General features: G+C 71.2%; 18 protein-coding genes and 1 riboswitch. Of the genes, 1 reads left to right on the top strand and 17 read right to left on the bottom strand.

Annotation, left to right across the window (positions count from 1 at the left end; translation table 11 throughout):
• Positions 1-164 precede the first annotated feature (164 nt).
• Positions 165-1,181 (bottom strand): M23 family metallopeptidase, encoded by a 1,017-nt coding sequence (locus tag ABT296_RS12615; protein WP_351926206.1) that lies wholly within the window; start codon positions 1,179-1,181, stop codon positions 165-167.
• A 4-nt stretch (positions 1,182-1,185) separates the two neighbouring features.
• A riboswitch (cyclic di-AMP (ydaO/yuaA leader) is annotated at positions 1,186-1,345 on the bottom strand.
• A 488-nt stretch (positions 1,346-1,833) separates the two neighbouring features.
• Here ABT296_RS12615 and ABT296_RS12610 point away from each other — a divergent pair.
• Positions 1,834-2,619, top strand: coding sequence for a tyrosine-protein phosphatase (locus ABT296_RS12610; RefSeq protein ID WP_351926204.1), 786 nt, complete (start codon positions 1,834-1,836; stop codon positions 2,617-2,619).
• 9 nt (positions 2,620-2,628) lie between these two features.
• Here the strand turns inward: ABT296_RS12610 and ABT296_RS12605 are convergent, their stop codons facing one another.
• The 16 genes from ABT296_RS12605 to ABT296_RS12530 all read right to left on the bottom strand — a co-directional run bounded on the left by ABT296_RS12605 (position 2,629) and on the right by ABT296_RS12530 (position 19,238).
• Positions 2,629-2,751 (bottom strand): DUF6126 family protein, encoded by a 123-nt coding sequence (locus ABT296_RS12605; RefSeq protein WP_351926202.1) that lies wholly within the window; start codon positions 2,749-2,751, stop codon positions 2,629-2,631.
• Complete coding sequence (locus ABT296_RS12600) at positions 2,748-3,368, bottom strand: helix-turn-helix domain-containing protein (RefSeq protein WP_502977237.1); 621 nt, start codon at positions 3,366-3,368, stop codon at positions 2,748-2,750. Before ABT296_RS12600 ends, ABT296_RS12605 begins: the two co-directional genes overlap by 4 nt.
• A gap of 52 nt (positions 3,369-3,420) precedes the next feature.
• A complete protein-coding gene (locus ABT296_RS12595; RefSeq protein WP_351926198.1) occupies positions 3,421-4,809 on the bottom strand; it encodes an aspartate aminotransferase family protein in 1,389 nt (462 codons plus the stop codon).
• Entirely contained in the window at positions 4,806-6,701 is a 1,896-nt protein-coding gene (gene dxs, locus ABT296_RS12590) for a 1-deoxy-D-xylulose-5-phosphate synthase (RefSeq protein ID WP_351926197.1), read from the bottom strand. Before dxs ends, ABT296_RS12595 begins: the two co-directional genes overlap by 4 nt.
• 27 nt (positions 6,702-6,728) lie before the next feature.
• A complete protein-coding gene (gene ispG, locus ABT296_RS12585; protein WP_351926195.1) occupies positions 6,729-7,886 on the bottom strand; it encodes a flavodoxin-dependent (E)-4-hydroxy-3-methylbut-2-enyl-diphosphate synthase in 1,158 nt (385 codons plus the stop codon).
• Between the two features lie 4 nt (positions 7,887-7,890).
• Positions 7,891-8,913 carry an adenosyl-hopene transferase HpnH gene (hpnH, locus tag ABT296_RS12580; RefSeq protein ID WP_351926193.1) on the bottom strand — a complete coding sequence of 341 codons (1,023 nt, stop codon included), beginning with the start codon at positions 8,911-8,913 and terminating at the stop codon, positions 7,891-7,893.
• A gap of 5 nt (positions 8,914-8,918) precedes the next feature.
• On the bottom strand, positions 8,919-9,560 hold the full coding sequence (locus ABT296_RS12575) for a phosphorylase family protein (RefSeq protein WP_351926191.1): 642 nt from the start codon (positions 9,558-9,560) through the stop codon (positions 8,919-8,921).
• Entirely contained in the window at positions 9,560-11,554 is a 1,995-nt protein-coding gene (gene shc, locus ABT296_RS12570; RefSeq protein WP_351926189.1) for a squalene--hopene cyclase, read from the bottom strand. The genes ABT296_RS12575 and shc overlap by 1 nt, the downstream gene beginning before the upstream one ends.
• Before the next feature lie 115 nt (positions 11,555-11,669).
• Entirely contained in the window at positions 11,670-12,803 is a 1,134-nt protein-coding gene (locus ABT296_RS12565; protein WP_351926187.1) for a polyprenyl synthetase family protein, read from the bottom strand.
• Positions 12,803-14,197, bottom strand: coding sequence for a hydroxysqualene dehydroxylase HpnE (hpnE, locus tag ABT296_RS12560; protein ID WP_351926185.1), 1,395 nt, complete (start codon positions 14,195-14,197; stop codon positions 12,803-12,805). Before hpnE ends, ABT296_RS12565 begins: the two co-directional genes overlap by 1 nt.
• Positions 14,194-14,334: a DUF6380 family protein gene (locus ABT296_RS12555; protein WP_351926183.1), complete on the bottom strand. Its 141-nt coding sequence runs from the start codon at positions 14,332-14,334 to the stop codon at positions 14,194-14,196. Before ABT296_RS12555 ends, hpnE begins: the two co-directional genes overlap by 4 nt.
• Complete coding sequence (gene hpnD / locus ABT296_RS12550; RefSeq protein WP_351926181.1) at positions 14,334-15,284, bottom strand: presqualene diphosphate synthase HpnD; 951 nt, start codon at positions 15,282-15,284, stop codon at positions 14,334-14,336. The genes ABT296_RS12555 and hpnD overlap by 1 nt, the downstream gene beginning before the upstream one ends.
• Positions 15,281-16,183: a squalene synthase HpnC gene (gene hpnC / locus ABT296_RS12545; protein ID WP_351926571.1), complete on the bottom strand. Its 903-nt coding sequence runs from the start codon at positions 16,181-16,183 to the stop codon at positions 15,281-15,283. The genes hpnD and hpnC overlap by 4 nt, the downstream gene beginning before the upstream one ends.
• Positions 16,184-16,570: 387 nt before the next feature.
• The gene (locus ABT296_RS12540; protein WP_351926179.1) at positions 16,571-17,347 is read right to left on the bottom strand and encodes an ABC transporter ATP-binding protein; all 777 of its coding nucleotides are present in this window, start codon (positions 17,345-17,347) and stop codon (positions 16,571-16,573) included.
• Positions 17,340-18,269, bottom strand: a complete 930-nt coding sequence (locus tag ABT296_RS12535; protein ID WP_351926177.1) for an ABC transporter permease — start codon at positions 18,267-18,269, stop codon at positions 17,340-17,342. The genes ABT296_RS12540 and ABT296_RS12535 overlap by 8 nt, the downstream gene beginning before the upstream one ends.
• Before the next feature lie 96 nt (positions 18,270-18,365).
• Complete coding sequence (locus ABT296_RS12530) at positions 18,366-19,238, bottom strand: glycosyltransferase family 2 protein (protein ID WP_502977241.1); 873 nt, start codon at positions 19,236-19,238, stop codon at positions 18,366-18,368.
• Positions 19,239-19,243: the final 5 nt, after the last annotated feature.

Raw genomic sequence — 19,243 nt, 5'->3', positions numbered from 1 at the left:
ATCACTCTGACCTCACCTTCCCCCGGATGTCGACGCCCTGGCCACCCGTGCCACACGACCGCAATGCGGCGATCATGAACGCGCAAGAACACCGAAGGCCGGACCCGGGGATCGGGGGTCCGGCCTTCGGCTGCGTGTCAGGCAGGTGGTGCGTGGCGGCCGCGTCAGCCGATGGAGACGCCCTTGGCCCGGAGGTAGGAGACCGGGTCCACGTCCGAGCCGTAGCTCGGGGTGGTGCGGATCTCGAAGTGCAGGTGCGGACCGGTGGAGTTGCCGGTGGAGCCGGAGAGGCCGACCTGCTGGCCCGCGGTCACGCTCTGGCCGCTGGAGACGGAGAGCGAGGACAGGTGGGCGTACTGGGCGTAGTGGCCGTCGGCGAGCTGGATGACGACCTGGTTGCCGTACGCGCCGGCCCAGCCGGCCGAGACGACGGTGCCCGCGCCCACGGCCTTCAGGGAGGTGCCGGTCGGGACGACGAAGTCGACGCCGGTGTGGTAGCCGCTGGACCACATGCTGCCCGCGACCTTGTACTGCGTGCCGACACCGGCGCCGGAGACCGGGGCGGAGAAGGCACTCGTGGAGGTCTGCGCGGCCTGCGTGGTGGCGGCCGTGGACTCGGCGGAGTTCGAGGAGTTGGAGGAGTTGGAGGAGTTCGAGGACTGCTCGGTCTGCTCGGCCTGCGGGGACCGCTCGGCCTGCGAGGACTTCGCGGAGTCGGCGGAGCCCGAGGAGGACTCGGCGGACGACTTGGCCGCGGACTTCTCGGCACCGCCCGTCGCGGCGGCCTTCGCGCCGATCGACAGCTTCAGGCCCGGGTGGATCAGGGACGGGTCGGAGCCGACGGCGTCACGGTTGTCCTGGTAGAGCTTCTCCCAGCCACCGCTGACGTCCTGCTCGTCGGCGATCTTCGAGAGATAGTCCCCGGAGACGACCGTGTAGGACTTCGTCGCGGTCTTGGCGGTCTTCTTCGCGGCCTTCTTCTCGACCGACTTCTTCTCCACCGACTGAACCGTCTGGACCGACTGGGCGGCCTTTTCCGAAACGGACTGGGACGGGGCCGCGTGCGCACCCGCGGCTCCGAGGAGCGGAAGGGCGAGCGCGGCGCCACCGGTACCGGCGACGGCGATCGAACGGGTCAGGCTCAGGGTCTTGGGACGACGGTGCTTACCCTTGGCGGGCATGGCGCATTCCTCTCCGGCGCCTGCGAGGTGAGCTGTCGGGTTCGGACTGGAGATGTCCGGCCGCGCGCTGGGCGCGACTTGACCCCGAGCCTGTTCCGGAGACCGGAGCAGGCGGTGATGCCTGTGGGTCCCCCGCTCCTGCCGGGTACGGGTGAGTGTGCGGACTCCGGGCGGTGGCAGGATTCGGCGTCCGCTCGGATTGGTGGCGAACGTAAGCGACCAAGACGCAAACGGACAAGCAGAAGGTTCCGCCCGAAGGCGCCCTTCTTGATCCCTTGGGAGAATTCGCCGTCACTTTCCGTGCAAGGGGCGGCCGCGCTTTCCGGTAAACACCCTTGAAAAGCACATGCATTACGTGAACATGACGGGCGACTCACCGTCACGGTTATGACGCTGCTCACTGACGCTGCTCCAGCCTCCCTTATTCCACAGCGAGTTGGAATGAAGGCAGCAATTCGGACAGAAGGCCCAGAAGCCCCAGAGAAGGAGAACCGTTACATCGGAGCCGCACTCCAAACTCGTGGCGAATCGCAGGGCTTTAGGCGCCCTTAGTCCGTTTTGCGACACTCCGGGGGCGGCCGGGCCCGATGTCGTATCGTCGGAGCGTGCCCGCCGGACACCGGAGTCGGCGGGACCGGTGGGAGGAGCCCAAGTGACGCAGCAGGTCCCGTCGACCGAGCCCGAGCTGGCCGGAGTTCGCAACTTCCGCGACGTGGGCGGACTGCCCACCGTCGACGGACGGCGGGTACGGCAGGGAGTGCTGTTCCGCAGCGGTCACCTCGCGCACGCGACCGCCCAGGACGCCGCCTTCCTCTCCGAGCTCGGCCTCCACACGATCTTCGACTTCCGCAACACGGCGGACCAGAAGCTGGAGGGCCCCGACATCGAGCTGCCGGGGGTGCGCAATGTGAACCTCCCGCTGAGCGACCCGGCCGACGGCGCCGAGTTCTGGAAGATGGTCCGCGACGGCGAGATCGAGCAGCTGCGGGAGATCCTGGACGACGGCAAGGCCGCGAACCGGATGATCGAGTCGTACCGCACGATCGTCAAGGAGCGCACCGCCGAGCACTCCCGGGTGCTGCACTCCCTCGCCGAGGACAGCGTCCCGGCCCTGATGCACTGCGCGGCCGGCAAGGACCGCGCCGGTCTGTCGGTGGCCGTCACCCTGCTCGCCGTGGGCGTGGAGCGCGAGGCGATCCTCGCCGACTACCTGGAGTCGAACGCCAAGCACCGCCGCTACAAGGTGCAGCGCAGCAACACGTACACGCCCGAGATCATGGAGCTGCTCAGCCCGCTGTTCGACGCCCGCGCCGAGTACCTGAACGCGGCCTTCGAGACGATCGAGGCGACCTGGGGCGATGTGGACACCTATCTGACGGACGGCCTGGCCGTCGCCCCCGAAACCCGCGAGCGGCTGCGGGAGCGACTGCTCGACTGAGGGCGCCGGCTACTGCTTGGCGCCCAGCTCGAAGAGCAGGTAGATGAAGGCGGCGAAGACGTGTCCGACCGCGATGTAGACGAACAGACGGACCCACAGCGCGCGCGGGAACTTCTCCTCCATGTCCTTCATGGCATGTCTCCAGGGTTCGGGCCCAGGCACAGGGCGGCCGTCGGGCTCTGCAGCAGGGTGTGGACGAAGAGCAGCTCAGCCCCGTCCGGGTCCGCGGCGGCGATCCGGTGCGGGGTGAGCGAGTCGAAGTGGGCGCTGTCGCCCGGCGCGAGCCGGTGCGTGGCGTCCCCGAGGCGCAGCCGCAGCCGCCCGGTGAGGACGTAGAGCCACTCCTCGCCGGGGTGCACGCGCACGATGTCGCCCTGGGAGCCGAAGGGGACGTGCAGGCGCAGCGCCTGCATGCCGCGGCCGGGGGCGCCCGCCTGCCGGTAGGTCCAGCCGCCGGCCTCGGTGGGTTCCATGTCGGCGGAGCGCACCACGGCGTCCCGGTCGGCGACCGCCTCGCCGAGCAGGTCCGAGACCGTCGTACCGTAGACGCGGGCAAGCGCGAGCAGCATCGGCAGCGAGGGCTGGCGCCGCCCGGTCTCCAGCCGGGAGAGGTGGGCCGGCGACAGTCCGGCTGCCCGGGCGGCGGCCTCCAGGGTGAGGGCGGCCCGGCGGCGCAGGGCGCGCAGCTGGGGCGCGACCACGGGCAGGTCGTCGTCCGACCCGGTCTCGGGAGAGCTCATGCTCTCCATTCAGCCCGATTATTGCCTCGGGGGCAAATTCCTTGCCTCTGAGGCAAAAGGGCTACTGGCGGTTGGCGACGGCCTGCTTGACCAGGGTCTTTCCGAAGTCCCACATCAGCCCGCCGCCACCGTGCGCGTCGTCCATCACCTCGGTGAAGGCGTCCACGAACCGGTCCACCTCCCGTTCGCCGATGATCAGCGGCGGAATGAGCTTGATCACTTCGAGGTGGTCGCCGGAGACCTGGGTCAGGATCCGGTGCCGCTGGAGCAGCGGGACGACGACCATCTGCGCGAACAGGCCCTTGCGGGCGGCCTGGAGCATGGTCCACCGGCCGCGCAGTTTCAGGGAGGAGGGCCGGCCGAACTCGATGCCGATCATCAGGCCCCGGCCGCGGACGTCGGCGAGCAGCTCGTACTTGTCGACCAGGGCCGCGAGCCGGGACCTGAGCAGGTCGCCGGTGGCGCGGGCGCCCGCGACGATCTGTTCGTCCTCGATGACCGCGAGGACGGCGAGGCCCGCCGCCATGGCCTGGGCGTTGGAGCCGAAGCTCGCCGAGTGGACCAGCACCCGGTCCATCGACGAGTAGACCTTCTTGAAGATCCAGTCCTTGCCGAGGGTGGCGCCGACCGGGACGTAGCCCCCGGAGAGCGCCTTGGCCACGCAGACCAGGTCCGGCTCGACCCCGTCCTCGTGCTGGTAGGCGTAGAAGTCGCCGGTCCGGCCGAGCCCGGTCTGCACCTCGTCGGCGATGAGCAGCGCCTTGTGCCGGTGCAGCAGCTCCTGGGCGGCTCGGAGGTAGCCGGGCGGGGCCTCGTGCACACCCTTGCCCTGGATCGGCTCGACGATCAGGGCGGCGACGTCGCCCTTCTTCAACTCCCTGGCCAGCGCGTCGAGATCGCCGAGCGGGACGGCCGTGTCGGGCAGCAGCGGGGCGAAGCCGTCGCGGAAGCCGTCCTCGCCGTTGACGGAGAGGGAGCCGGTGGTCAGGCCGTGGAAGGCGTGGTCGCAGTACAGGACGCGGGGCCGGCCGGTGGCGCGCCGGGCGAACTTCAGCGCGGTCTCCACCGCCTCGGTGCCGCTGTTGGAGAAGAACACCCGGTCCAGGTGCGGGCTGTGGGCGAGGAGCCGCTCGGCGAGCAGGCCCGGCAGGGGCTGGCAGTCGAAGCGGGTGAGGTCGGCGAGCTGCGCGTCGAGGACGTCGTGCAGCGCCTTGCGGACGACCGGGTGGTGGCGGCCCAGGCCCATCACCCCGAACCCGGCGAGCATGTCCAGGTAGTCGGCGCCGTCCGCGTCCCAGAAGTAGGCGCCCTCGGCCCGCTCGTAGACCTTGTCGAAGCCGATGGTGTGCAGCATGCGCGGGAGTTGGTGGTTGAGGTGTCTGCCGTGCAGCTCGTAGCGTTCGGCGCCGCGCTCGGCCAGCAGGGCGCCGAGGTCGAACTCGGTGGTCATTCCGCGGTCTCCTTGGCTTGCTCCTGGACGGCCAGGCTCGCGCTGATCCGTCCGGCGACCTCGACGGGCGTGAGGCCGATGTCCGCGAGCACCTCGCCCCGTTTGGCGTGCGCGAGGAACTGCTCGGGGATGCCGAACCGCCGTACGGGCACGTCGACATCGGCGTCGCCGAGGGCGAGCGCGACGGCGGCGCCGACCCCGGCGGCCCGGCTGTTGTCCTCCACGACGGCCACCAGCCGGTGCCGGGCGGCGAGGCCGGGCAGCGCCGGGTCGACGGGCTTGATCCAGCGCGGGTCGACGACCGTGCAGCCGATGCCGCGGGCCTGGAGCAGTTCGGCGGCCTGGAGGCAGACCGGGGCCATGACACCGACGGCGACGAGGAGGACGTCGGGGGCGCCGGAGGAGCGGTGCAGCACGTCCAGTCCGCCGATCCGGTCCACCGCCGGGATGGACGGTCCCACGGACTCCTTGGGGAACCGCACCAGCGTGGGCGCGTCGTCGACGGCCACGGCTTCCCGCAGCTGCGCGCGCAGTTGGTCGGCGTCGCGGGGCGCGGCGATCCGCAGTCCGGGGACGACCTGAAGGATCGACAGGTCCCACATGCCGTTGTGGGAGGCGCCGTCGACCCCGGTGACGCCGGCCCGGTCCAGGACGAACGTGACGCCGCAGCGGTGCAGGGCGACGTCCATCAGGAGCTGGTCGAAGGCCCGGTTGAGGAAGGTGGCGTAGACGGCGACGACGGGGTGGACGCCGCCGGTGGCGAGGCCGGCCGCGGACACCGCCGCGTGCTGCTCGGCGATGCCGACGTCCCACACCCGGTCCGGGAAGCGGGCGGCGAACTTCCCGAGGCCGACCGGGTGCAGCATGGCCGCCGTGATCGCCACGACGTCCTGGCGCTCCTCGCCGATCCGCACGATCTCCTCGCCGAACACCGAGGTCCAGGACGGCCCGTGGGAGGGGGCGAGGGACTCGCAGGTGAGCGGGTCCATCACGCCGACGGTGTGGAAGTGGTCCTCCTCGTGCGCGAGGGCGGGTTCGTAGCCGCGGCCCTTCTCGGTGAGGCAGTGGACCAGGACGGGCCCGTGGAACCGTTTGGCGCGGCGCAGCGCCGACTCCACGGCGCCGATGTCGTGGCCGTCGATGGGGCCGACGTACTTCAGGCCCAGGTCCTCGAAGAGGCCCTGGGGGGCGAAGGCGTCCTTGAAGCCCTTCTTGGCGCCGTGCAGGGCCTCGTAGACGGTGTGGCCGACGACCGGGGTGCGCAGCAGGACGTCCTTGCCCCAGGCCAGGACCTTCTCGTAGCTGTCGGTGGTGCGCAGGGTGGCGAGGTGGTTGGCGAGGCCGCCGATGGTGGGCGCGTAGGAGCGCTCGTTGTCGTTGACGACGATGATCAGCGGCCGGTCCTTGGCGGCCGCGATGTTGTTCAGCGCCTCCCAGGCCATGCCACCGGTCAGTGCGCCGTCCCCGATGACGGCGACGACGTGTCCCTTCCCGCCCTGCACCTGGCGGGCCTTGGCGAGTCCGTCGGCCCAGCCCAGCGCGGTGGAGGCGTGGCTGTTCTCGACGATGTCGTGCTCGGACTCCTCGCGCGAGGGATAGCCGGACAGGCCGCCCTTGCCGCGCAGCTTGGAGAAGTCCTGACGCCCTGTCAGCAGCTTGTGCACATAGCTCTGATGGCCGGTGTCCCACACGATGCGGTCGACCGGCGACTCGAAGACCCGGTGGAGCGCGATGGAGAGTTCCACCACCCCCAGGTTGGGCCCGAGGTGTCCGCCGGTCCTGGCGACCGCGTGCACCAGGAACTCCCTGATCTCGTCGGACAGTTCACCGAGTTCCGGCTCGGACAGCGCCTTCAGGTCGCGTGGTCCCCGGATGTTCTCCAGAATCGTCACGGTCGGGCCCCCTTAGGTCCGTGCTGCTCAACTCACGGTGACGGCCGGCTCCCCCGACTCGACTCCGTCCTGCTCCATCTGCTCGGCGATCCTCATCGCCTCCTCGATGAGGGTCTCGACGATCTTCGACTCGGGCACCGTCTTGACGACCTCGCCCTTCACGAAGATCTGCCCCTTGCCGTTGCCGGAGGCGACCCCCAGGTCCGCCTCCCGGGCCTCGCCGGGACCGTTGACCACACATCCCATGACGGCCACCCGCAGGGGCACCTCCATGCCCTCCAGGCCCGCCGTGACCTCGTCGGCCAGCTTGTAGACGTCGACCTGGGCGCGCCCGCAGGAGGGGCACGAGACGATCTCCAGCCGCCGCTCGCGCAGCCCCAGGGACTGCAGGATCTGGATGCCGACCTTGACCTCCTCTGCGGGCGGCGCCGACAGGGACACCCGGATGGTGTCGCCGATGCCCCTGCTGAGCAGCGCCCCGAAGGCGACGGCCGACTTGATCGTGCCCTGGAAGGCGGGGCCGGCCTCGGTGACGCCCAGGTGCAGCGGGTAGTCGCACCGCTCGGCGAGGAGCGTGTACGCCTCGACCATGACGACGGGGTCGTTGTGCTTGACCGAGATCTTGAGGTCCCGGAAGCCGTGCTCCTCGAACAGGGACGCCTCCCACAGGGCGCTCTCCACCAGCGCCTCGGGGGTGGCCCTGCCGTACTTCTCCAGCAGCCGCCGGTCCAGCGAGCCCGCGTTGACGCCGATCCGGATCGGGGTCGCACGGTCGGCGGCGGCGCGCGCGATCTCCTTGACCTTGTCGTCGAACTGCTTGATGTTGCCGGGGTTGACGCGTACGGCCGCGCAGCCGGCCTCGATGGCCGCGAACACGTACTTGGGCTGGAAGTGGATGTCGGCGATCACCGGGATCTGGGACTTGCGCGCGATGGTGGCGAGCGCGTCCGCGTCGTCCTGCGTGGGGCAGGCGACCCGCACGATCTGGCAGCCGGACGCGGTGAGTTCGGCGATCTGCTGGAGGGTGGCGCCGATGTCCGAGGTGCGGGTGGTGGTCATCGACTGCACCGACACGGGGGCCCCGCCCCCGACGGCCACCGGACCGACCTGGATCCGCCGCGACGCGCGCCGCTCGGCGATCGGCCGGACCGGGACCTCGGGGACGCCCAGGGAGACGGCGGTCATGACGTCACTCCCGGTTCCCGTTGACCGTCTCGCGCATCGCGCGCAGCGACTCCTTCAGGGAGCCCATGGTGGCGAGGACGGCGGTCGGCTCGTAGCCGCAGTGCGCCATGCAGTTGGCGCAGCGCGGGTCCTTGCCGCGGCCGTACTTGTCCCAGTCGGTCTCCTCGATGAGTTCGCGGTACGTCGGCACGTAGCCGTCGCTCATCAGGTAGCAGGGGCGCTGCCAGCCGAACAGGGAGTAGTTGGGGATCGCCCAGGCGGTGCACGGGAAGTCGACCTTGCCCTCCAGGAAGTCCAGGAAGAGCGGGGAGTGGTTGAGGCGCCAGCGGCGCCGGTTGCCGCCCGCGAAGGCCTTCTTGAACAGTTCGCGGGTCTGCTCCACGCCCAGGAAGTGCTCCTGGTCGGGTGCCTTCTCGTAGGCGTAGGCGGGCGAGATCATCATCTCGTCGACCTTCAGGTCGTCGTTGAGGAAGTTCAGGACCTCGACGATGGTCTGCGGGGTGTCGGTGTTGAAGAAGGTGGAGTTGGTGGTGACCCGGAAGCCGCGCCGCTTGGCCTCCTTGATCGCCTCCACGGCCTCGTCGAAGACGCCCTCCTTCGCCACCGACTCGTCGTGGCGTTCGCGCAGTCCGTCGATGTGCACGGCGAACGCGAAGTAGGGGGAGGGCTTGAAGCGGTCCATCTTCTTGCGCAGCAGCATGGCGTTGGTGCACAGGAAGACGTATTTCCGCTTGGCCACCAACTGCCGGACGATCTCGTCGATCTGAGGGTGCATCAGCGGTTCGCCGCCGGCGATCGACACCATGGGTGCGCCGGATTCGAGCACCGCTCCCACGGCCTGGGCGACCGGCATGCGCTGCTTGAGTACGCCCGCAGGATGCTGGATCTTGCCGCACCCCTCGCACTTGAGGTTGCACGCGAACAACGGTTCCAACTCGACGATCAGCGGGAACTTGTCGCGCTTGCGGAGTTTCTGTTCGGCCAAGTAAGTAGCGACTTTGATGGACTGGCGCAGCGGCATGGCCATCTGGCTCACCTCCTGGGGAGCAGCAAGGAACGGTGCCATTCGAAGAAAGCGGGAAGGATCGCCCTGAGAACGCGGAATGCCGATATTCCCCCGCGCACCGTGCCGATCCGGACCAGTTCATGTTCTGGAGCGTCCACGACCACCCGGACGGCCGCAACGGGGCGCTCGGCCCCGCGCACGGCGCTCAGGAGCGTCGCGGCCGACTCCATGTCGACCGCGATCGCGCCGGTCGTGAGCAGGTCGGACCGCTCCTGGCCCCGGACCACGTGATCGGATCCGGTGAGCGGTCCGGTGTGCACGGTCCGCCCGGGGACGGCGCGCACGAGTGCCTTGACGAGCAGTTCGGTGCCCACGCACGAGGTGCTCCCGCGGGGGTCCCGGGTCTCCTCGGCGACGACCAGGTCGCCGGGGTGCATGCCGGGCGCGAGCCCCGCGCAGAAGCCGGTGGCGAGGACGGCGGCCCCGGCGTGCTCCGGGGCCGCCAGGGCCCGTCCGATGGAGCGCTCGGCCGCCTTGGGGCCCATGCCGGTGCGCACCAGGGTGACCGGTCCGTCCGCCTCCCGGTGGGCGCCGGTGCGCAGGGCGAGGTGCTCGATGCGGAGCGCGCAGGCGATCAGCAGCGGGGCGGGGACGGGCCGCGGGTCCATCAGCCCTCCTCGGTCCGGGCGAAGGGCTCGCCGTGCACGTACCGGCCGAGCGCGGTGAGCGGGAAGACCTGCCGGTAGAGGTGGTAGTTGATGGAGAAGTCCCACGGGAAGCCGGTGCCGGTGAAGTGCGGCTCGTCCCAGGAGCCGTCCTCGCGCTGGGTGCCGACCAGCCATTCGACGCCGCGCTGCACGGACTTGGCGTCCCTCTCCCCCGCGGCCAGCAGCGCCATCAGCGCCCACGCCGTCTGCGAGGGGGTGGAGTCGCCGCGGCCGCTCCAGCCCTTGGCGTCGCCGTAGGAGCGCAGGTCCTCGCCCCAGCCACCGTCCTCGTTCTGGACGGACTCCAGCCAGGTCACCGCCCGCCGGATCGCGGGGTGCGAGCCGGGGAACCCGGCGGCGGCGAGGGCGGGGACCACCGACCCGGTGCCGTAGATGTAGTTGACGCCCCAGCGGCCGAACCACGAGCCGTCCGGCTCCTGTTCGGCGAGCAGCCACTGGATGCCGCGCCGGGTGCGCGGGTCGTGGGTGAGGCCCTCGACGGCGAGCATCTCCACGACGTGCGCGGTGACGTCGGCCGACGGCGGGTCGATGACCTCCCCGAAGTCGCAGAACGGCAGCCGGTTGGGGAAGGGGCTGGTGTTGTCGACGTCGAAGGCGCCCCACGCCCCGTTGCGGGACTGCATGCCGAGGTTCCAGCGGACGCCGCGCCCGATGGCCTTCTCCACCCGCCCGGGGTCGTGGTGGCGGACCCGGCGCAGGGCCAGCACCACCTCGGCGGTGTCGTCGATGTCGGGGTAGTTGTCGTTGTGGAACTCGAACGCCCAGCCCCCGGGCGGCAGTCCGGGCCGGCGCACCGCCCAGTCCCCGGGCCGGACGATCTCCTCGCCGAGCATCCAGTCGGCGGCCTTCACCAGTTGGGGATGGTCGGCGGGCACCCCCGCGTCGGCCAGCGCGATGGTGGCCAGACACGTGTCCCACACCGGTGACTGACAGGCCTCGATCATCCGGGCGCCGTCCTCGCGCCAGATGGCGAAACGGTCCAGCGAGGCCAGTCCCTCGCGCATCACCGGATGTTCGAGGTCGTAGCCGACCAGGTGGAGCGCGATGATCGAGTACACCGCCGGCGGCTGGATGCCGCCCCAGCAGCCGTCGTTCTCCTGCCGTTCGATGATCCAGCGGGCGGCGGTGTTCATCGCGGCCCGGCGCAGCCTGCGCGGCGCGACCTTGCGCAGTTGGTGCAGCGCCCGGTCCAGCCGCTGGAAGGCGCCGTCCCAACTCGCCGCGGGGGCGAGGCGCCTGGGCGGGTTGGGGTGCGCGGGGTCGGTGTGCAGCTCGTCCAGCGGGAACGGCGCGGGCCGCACCGGGCGCGTGGCGGAGACGATCGTCAGCGGGACGATGGTCTGCCGGGCCCAGCACCCGAAGTCGTAGATGTTGAGCGGCACCCAGGTGGGGAAGTAGATCAGCTCGGGCGGCAGTTCGGGCAGGTCCTCCCAGTCCCACCAGCCGAACAGGGCGAGCCAGATCCGGGTGAAGACCCGGGCGGAGGCGATGCCGCCGCGGGAGCGGATCCACTCCGAGGCGCGCGCCATGTGCGGCGCGTCGGGCGCGTCCCCGGCCAGGCGCAGGGCGACGTAGGCCTCGATGGTGGTGGAGAGTTCGCCCGGGCCGCCGTGGAAGGTGGCCCAGGTGCCGTCCTCGCGCTGCTCGCCGCGGATGAACAGGGCGGCGGCGCGGGTGACGGACTCGTCCTGGATGCCCAGGAACTGGCGGAGCAGGAGATCCTCGGCGTCCATGGTGACGTTCGTCTCGAGGTCGCCCTTCCACCAGCCCTCGGGGTCCTGCCGGGCGAGCAGGTAGTCGGTGGCGCGTCGGACGGCGTGCGCGGCGGTGTCGTGAACCCCCGCCGCCACGGGGGCGGTGCTTGCGGTTTCGCTGGCCGCGGCAGACCGGGGAGGCAGGGCCGCCCCGGTGCTTCCGTCGGTCGTCGCTGTCATGGCTTCCCCTTCGTGCAGTGTGCAAGTGGTGCGTCTGCTGTGGGTCCGCCGTCGGCCGGTGGCGCGTGAGAGCCACCGGCCGGCGACTACGCGAGGGCTATTCGACCGATAGTGATCATCTCTTTCGTACGACCACGAAGTCCGCGAGCGCCGTGAAGCGGTCCCGTACCCGGTCGGGCATGTCGACGGCGTCGAGGGCCTCGACGGCGACGGCGTGCTGGCGGCGCGCCTCGTCTGCGGTCCACTCCCGGCCGCCGGCCTCCTCGATGAGGGCGGCCCGGACGGCGAACTCCTCCTCGGAGAAGTTCTCGAAGTCGCTGCTTCGGGCGTCGGCGGCGAGCAGTTCGCCGAGCCGCTCGGAGGCGGGGCCGCCGGCGGCGAGCGCGGCCACGACCGGCAGGGACTTCTTGCGCTGGCGCAGGTCGCTCCAGGTCTGCTTGCCGGTGGACTCCGGGTCGCCCCAGATGCCGAGCAGGTCGTCGACCGCCTGGAAGGCGAGGCCGAGGTGGTAGCCGTAGCGCTCCAGGGTGTCGGCGGTGCGGTCGTCGGCGCCGCCGAGGACGGCTCCGATGGAGCTGGCGCAGGCCAGCAGGGCGCCGGTCTTGTTGCCCTCCATCTCCAGGCACTCCTCGACGCTGACGCGGTCGCGGTGCTCGTAGGAGATGTCCTGGGCCTGTCCGTCGATCAGGGCCCGGGTGGCGGAGGTCAGGCGGCGGGTGGCGCGGCCGGCCTCGACGGTGCCGAGTTCCAGCAGCAGTTCGTTGGCGAGGGCGAAGAGGGCGTCGCCGACCAGGATGGCCTGGGCGGGCCCGTGCACCTTCCACACCGTGTCGCGGTGCCGGCGCTGCTCGTCGCCGTCCATGAGGTCGTCGTGCAGGAGCGAGAAGTTGTGGACCAGTTCCACGGCGACGGCGCCGGGGATGCCGGTCTCCGGCGGGGCGCCGGTGACCTCGGCGGAGAGCACCGCGAGGGCGGGGCGTACGGCCTTGCCGCCGTCGCCGGCGGTGGGCCGGCCCTGGGCGTCGATCCAGCCGAAGTGGTAGGCGGAAACGGTGTCCATGGGAGGGGCCAGGCGGTTGATCGCCGCCCTCAGTACCGGAGTGGCCAGGGTCCGGCCGCGCTCCAGGAGCGCGGTGACGTCCACCGCGGTCTCTCGAGCGGCCTTCGAGGCCGGGGGCACAGTGGGCACAGTCTCTCCTCTTGTTGCGGTACCGGGGGTGCGGGGGCCTGCCGCGCGCTGACCGAGCATCAGGCCGCCTCCTCGACGTCGAAGAGGCGGCGGGGGCGGGGCCGGCCCAGGGCGCTCAGCGCGGCGTCCGCCGCACTCACACCGCTGCGGACCGCACTCTCCATGGTCGCGGGCCACCCGGTGGCGGTCCACGCTCCGGCCAGGTACAGGCCGGGGGCCTTGGTACGGGTGCCGGGCCGCAGCCGCCCGACACCGGGTCCGGGCGCGAACGTCGCTGTGCGCTCCCGGGTCACGAAGAAGTCCTTCACCTCGGCCTCGCGGGCCAGCGGCAGCAGCCGGGCCAGCTCGGGCAGATAGCGCTCGCGCAGCTGGGCCACGGGCGCGTCGATCTCGCCGTGGGCGGCCGACTGGGAGACGGCGAGGTACTGGCCGGCGCGCAGCCCGGAGGAGCCGGTCCGGTCGAACACCCACTGCACCGGGGTGCCGAGGGCGGCGAAGAAGGGCGCGTCGAGCACCTTGCGGTCGTAGACGACGTGGACGTTGAGGATCGGCGCGGTGCCGATGTCCAGCAGGCGTCCGGGGTCGTCCAGGGCGCCGTCGGGGAGCAGTTCGTGGGTCTCGCCCTGGGGTACGGCGAGGACGACCGCGTCCGCCCGGAGGGTCTCCCCGGGAACCTCCACGGCCCAACGGCCGTTGTCGTCCTGGGAGATGGAGGTGACCCGGGTGCGTACCTCGGTACGCACGCCCGCGGAGTCGAGCGCCTTGCGGGCCAGCCGGTCATGCAGTTCACCCAGCGGGACGTGCGCCCAGCCGATGTCGGCGGCGCCGGGGTCGGAGAGCAGACCGGTCTTGAACACCATCGCGGCGAGCCCCAGCGAGGAGTCCTCCGCGACCGCGTTGAGCGTGGCGATCCCGACCAGGTTCCACAGGGCCCGGACGGCGCGCGGGGACTGGCCGTGCGCGGCCAGCCAGCTGCCGAAGTCCTGGTCGTCCAGGGCCGGGTCGTCGAGGTCGAGTCCCTTCAGCGCGAGCGCGGCACGGCCGACGGCGGCACGCTCGGTGAGGGAGAGGTGCGGATAGGCGGCGAGGCTGCGGCCGAGGTGCAGCGGCACCGGCAGCGGGTCGCGCCGGATCCTGCCCAGCCGTCGCCCCTCGGGCTTCGCCAGATCGAGAACGGGCACGTCGAGACGATCCTGCAGGGGCGCGAGCGACGTTCCCTCGATGCGGTCGAGGAACCAGCGGTAGGCCGTGCAGCAGCGCAGGTAGACGTGCTGGCCGTTGTCGACGGTGAGGTCGCCGCGCCGGAAGGAGAAGGCGAGCCCGCCCAGGCGCGGCCGGCCCTCCAGGAGCGTCACCCGCACCCCGGCGTCGGCGAGCGCCAGTGCGGTGGTGATGCCGGCCAGTCCGCCGCCCACCACGACGGCGTCGCCGCCGGTCGTCCTGCCGTCGGTCATCGCGTGCCCTCCCCCGAACGGTCGCCGCGGTGTTCGAACGGTGCGCGGCCGGCCGTCTCAGTCAGGGACGCCGTCCCGGACCGGAGGGTTGCGTGCCGTTTTTCTCCGGTGGCATCGCCTTGGACCGGATTGTCCATCAGACCCGCCTCCTGACGGTCCGCCGCGTCATGTGCCGGGTGTCCAGACCGGAGAGCCCGCGCACCGCGACATAGGCCTTCTCCCGGCCGGGCAGTGAGACCCGGCCGCGCAGGACGGCCTCCGGCTCGCGCTCGATGCGGTCCAGCAGCCGCCGGTAGATGCCGGCCATGGCGGCGACACAGGCGCCGCTGCGCCGGTCGAGCATGGGCAGCAGCCGGTACCCCTCGGCGAAGAGGGCGCGGGCCCGGCGCACCTCGAAGTGGACGAGGCCGGCGAAGTCGGCGCCCTCGGGCACGGTCGGCTCGGCGAACCCGGCCGAGCAGCCGAACTTGGCGAGGTCGTCGGCGGGCAGATAGGTACGGCCGCCCTGGGCGTCCTCCCGCACGTCCCGCAGGATGTTGGTGAGCTGGAGGGCGAGCCCGAGGGTGTCGGCGTACTCGGGCGCCCGTTCGGCGCCGCGCGCCCCCGGCTCGGTGCCGAAGACGCCGAGCGAGAGCCGGCCGATGGCGCCCGCCACGCAGCGGCAGTACCCCTTCAGGTCGTCCCAGGTCTCGTAGGTCTCGCCGCGTACGTCCATCAGCACGCCGTCGATCAGCTCGTCGAGGCCGTCGAGCGGGATCGGGAAGACCTCGGCGGCGTGGGCGAGGGCGACCGCGACCGGGTCGGTGTCGTCCTCCTCGACGGCGCCGGCCCGCACCCGGGCCAGCAGTGCGCGGGTCTCCTCCAGCCGGGCGGCCTTGACGCCGTCGGCGAGCGCCCCGTCGCCGATGTCGTCGACCCGGCGCGAGAACGCGTACAGCGCCGACATCGCCCGGCGCTTGGCCGTGGGCAGCAGTCGGATGCCGTAGGCGAAGTTCCGGGCCTGCTGTCCGGTGACGGCCTCGCAGTAGCTGTAGGCGGCGAGTACCGGTGCGGACGCATGCGGTGCGAACTCCACGGTCCGGATCACCCCTTTCCTCGCAGAGTCACGCCCGCCTCGCGCAGCAGCTGAACCCTGCCGGGCTTGGGCGGGCCGGGAAGTACGTCGTAGTCGGCGGCGGCGATCGCGTGGATCGCCGCCCGTCCCCCCGCCACGAACCCCGCGAGCAGCAGTCTCAGCCTGCCGTGGACGCTACCCACCAGGGGGGCGCCTTCATTCAGGAGATCGCGGGCGCGTTGGGCTTCGAACGCGACCAGCGCGCGCACCGATGCGCCCGCGGTCCGCGTGGCGAGATCCGCCTCCTGGACATGGAAGCGTTTCATGTCGGCGGCGGGCAGGTAGATGCGGTCGCGGCCGAGGTCCTCGGCGACGTCCTGGAGGTGCTCGACGATCTGCAGGGCGGTGCAGACCGCGTCGGAGCGGCGGATCCGCTCGGGGGTGGCGGTGCCGGTGACGGCGAGGACGAGGCGACCGACCGGGTTGGCGGAGAGTTCGCAGTACGCGAGCAGGTCGTCGTAGGTCTCGTAGCGGCTGACGAGCTGGTCCTGACGGTTGGCGCCGATCAGGCCGAGGAAGGGCTCGGGGCTCAGCCCGCACCGGCGGACCGTGGGCTGCAGGCGGCGCAGCAGGGGGTGGCGGGGGGTCGAGGCGAAGACGCGGTGGAGGTCGGCCTCGAAGGCGTCCAGCATCACCAGCCGGTCCTCTGCGTCCTCGGCCGGGACGCCGAGGAGGCGGGCGTCGGCGCCGCCGGGGGCCAGATCGCCGTCGCCGATGTCGTCGACGAGGCGCGCGAAGCCGTAGACGGCCATCAGGTCGGTGCGCCAGGCCCGGGGCAGGAAGAAGGGGGCCACGGGGAAGTTCTCGTGCGCGGCCTTGTCGAGCGTGCCGCGCTCCGCCCCGGCGGCGCGCGACCTGCCGGTTCCCGTCACCACGGGCCGCCCTGGGCGGGGACGGCGCACGCTCCGCCGAGCCGGGGAGTCTCCGTAGCCATTGCCGTCACATCTCCCGTTCTACACTGCCTACCCAATACGCACTATTTCGGACACGCCGCCCAGCCTTCGGCCCGGACTCCCGGGGCGTGGGTGTGGGGCATTATTGCCCCACTTGCCGCGATTGGGGACCGGAACAGCTTACGTTGTACAACGCACGGTGGTTCGCCGGGGTGTCCCGCGCATCACAAGAACACACCGATTGGTCCCAAGATTCCTACGCGCAGGCGGAGTTGACGTTTCCTTTGCAGACGCGGAGCCCCGCCGGAAGGGTTCCGGCGGGGCCGTGGGAAGCGCAGTGGGCCGGGTGAACCGGTCCGGGGTGGACTACTTGCCCGTGAACTTCTCGTACTCCTTGAGGACCTCGTCCGTGGGGCCGTCCATGCGCAGCTCGCCGCGCTCCAGCCACAGCACCCGGTCGCAGGTGTCCCGGATCGACTTGTTGTTGTGGCTGACCAGGAAGACCGTGCCGGCCTCCTTGCGCAGCTCGCGGATGCGGGCCTCGGAGCGCTTCTGGAACTTGCGGTCACCCGTGGCCAGGGCCTCGTCGATCATCAGGACGTCGTGGTCCTTGGCGGCGGCGATGGAGAAGCGCAGGCGGGCGGCCATGCCGGAGGAGTAGGTGCGCATCGGCAGGGTGATGAAGTCGCCCTTCTCGTTGATCCCGGAGAAGTCGACGATCTCCTGGTAGCGGGCCTTGATGTCCTCGCGGGACATGCCCATGGCGAGGCCGCCGAGGATGACGTTGCGCTCGCCGGTCAGGTCGTTCATCAGGGCCGCGTTCACGCCCAGCAGCGAGGGCTGGCCGTCGGTGTAGACCTTGCCCTCCTCCGCCGGGAGGAGTCCGGCGATGGCCCGCAGCAGGGTCGACTTCCCGGAGCCGTTGGAGCCGATCAGGCCGATGGCCTCGCCGCGGTAGGCCGTGAAGGAGACGCCGCGGACGGCGTGCACCTTGCGCACGCCCCGGGCGGAGTCGTCGGAGCCCCGCTTGAGTATCCGGCTCAGCGCGGCGGTGGCGCTGCCCTTGCCGGTCTTCGCGCCGTTGACGCGGTAGACGATGTGCAGCTCGTCGGCGATGACGGTGGGGATGCGGGTGTCAGCCACGGCCGTACCTCTCCTCCGCCTTCCAGAAGTACACGAAGCCCCCGAGCGCGAACAGCACGGCCCAGCCGCCCGCGGCCGCCCACACGTGGTCGGGGAGGTTCTCGGAGCCGTAGCCGTCGATGAGCGCGAAGCGCATCAGGTCCATGTAGATCGCGGCCGGGTTCCACTGCAGGACCGTGGCGATCCACTGCGGCTTGTCGGCCAGCATGATCGGGATGGAGTACATGACGCCGGAGGCGTACATCCAGGTCCGCATCACGAACGGCATCAGCTGCGCGAGGTCCGGGGTCTTGGCGCCGGCCCGGGCCACGATCAGGGCGAGGCCGGTGTTGAAGAGGAACTGCAGCGCCAGTACGGGAACGATCAGCAGCCAGGACAGATCGGGGTAACTGCCGAAGACGCAGGTCACCACGAACAGCACGATCATCGAGAAGAGCAGCTGCTGGAGCTGCTGGAGCGCGAAGGAGACCGGCAGCGAGGCGCGCGGGAAGTGCAGCGCGCGGACCAGGCCGAGGTTGCCGGAGATCGCCCGCACGCCCGCCATCACCGAGCTCTGCGTGAAGGTGAACACGAACACGCCGGTGACCAGGAACGGGATGTAGACCTCGCGGGACATGCCCCGGTCGGCCTCCAGGATGACGCCGAAGATGAAGAAGTAGACGGCCGCGTTGAGCAGCGGTGTCACCACCTGCCACAGCTGGCCGAGCTTGGCCTGGCTGTACTGGGCGGTCAGCTTCGCCCGGGAGAAGGCGAGGATGAAGTGACGCCGGTCCCAGAGCTGGCGGACGTACTCGACGAGCGAGGGGCGGGCGCCGCTCACGCTCAGCCCGTACTTGGCGGCCAGTTCGGCCGCCGTGAGTCCCTCGTCGGGCGACGGGGGCGCGGTCACCGCGACCTGTCCGTCGTGCGTTGTCTCACTCACTAGCGGAAACTTTCGTCTTCGGGATGCGCAGCCTGTGGGGGCGTGCCGTGATCCTGAGGTCTGGGTGTGGACCTCCTGTGCGTGGGGTGAAGCTTGTCAGATCACAGGGGGACGGCCCAGCCGGGTCAGCCGCCACACCGTACGCCACTTCATGGGCCGGCGGGGACCGCAGGGGCTCGTCCAGCCTTCCCGGAAGCCGCCGAACCATGCCTTCAGCGCGGGCCGGGAGGGGCGGCGCACCAGCGTGAGCAGCAGCCAGACGCCCAGGTAGACCGGGACCAGCGGCGCGGGGAGGTTGCGGCGGGCGAGCCAGACCCGGTTGCGGGCGACCATGCGGTGGTAGACCGCGTGCCGGGAGGGTGCGGTCGTGGGGTGGTACAGCACCATGTCGGAGCGGTAGTCGATCATCCAGCCCGCGTCGAGGGCCCGCCATGCCAGGTCGGTTTCCTCGTGCGCGTAGAAGAATTCGTCCGGGAGCCCGCCGACTTCCTCGAAGACCCGGGTGCGGACGGCGTTGGCGCCGCCAAGGAAGGTGGTGACCCGGGAGGAGCGCATCGGGTCGTTGGCGCGCAGCCGGGGGACGTGGCGGCGCTGGGTGACGCCGGTCTCGGGGTCGGCGATGCGGAAACTGATGATGCCGAGCTCGGGGTCGGCGGCGAAGGCCCGGCGGCACAGCTCGGCGGTGTCGTGCTGGGCGAGGAGCCCGTCGTCGTCCAGGAAGAGCACTATGTCGACGTCGCGGCCGCCGGGGCCGAATGCCTCGATGCCGACGTTGCGGCCGCCGGGGATGCCGAGGTTCTCGGGCAGCTCGACGGTGCGGACGCCCTCGGGGACGTCCGGGACGGGTGAGCCGTTGCCGACCACGACGACCTCGACGCGGTCGCCGTCCTGCTTGGCGACCGAGTCCAGGAGGGCACGCAGCTCGTCGGGGCGGTTGCCCATGGTGATGATCACCGCGCCGACCTTCATGGGCG

It is taken from the genome of Streptomyces sp. NPDC000983, assembly GCF_040299205.1.
GTDB lineage: Bacteria > Actinomycetota > Actinomycetes > Streptomycetales > Streptomycetaceae > Streptomyces.
The sequence above is the reverse complement of the archived record's forward strand: the minus strand, read 5'-3'. Positions and strand labels throughout refer to the sequence as shown.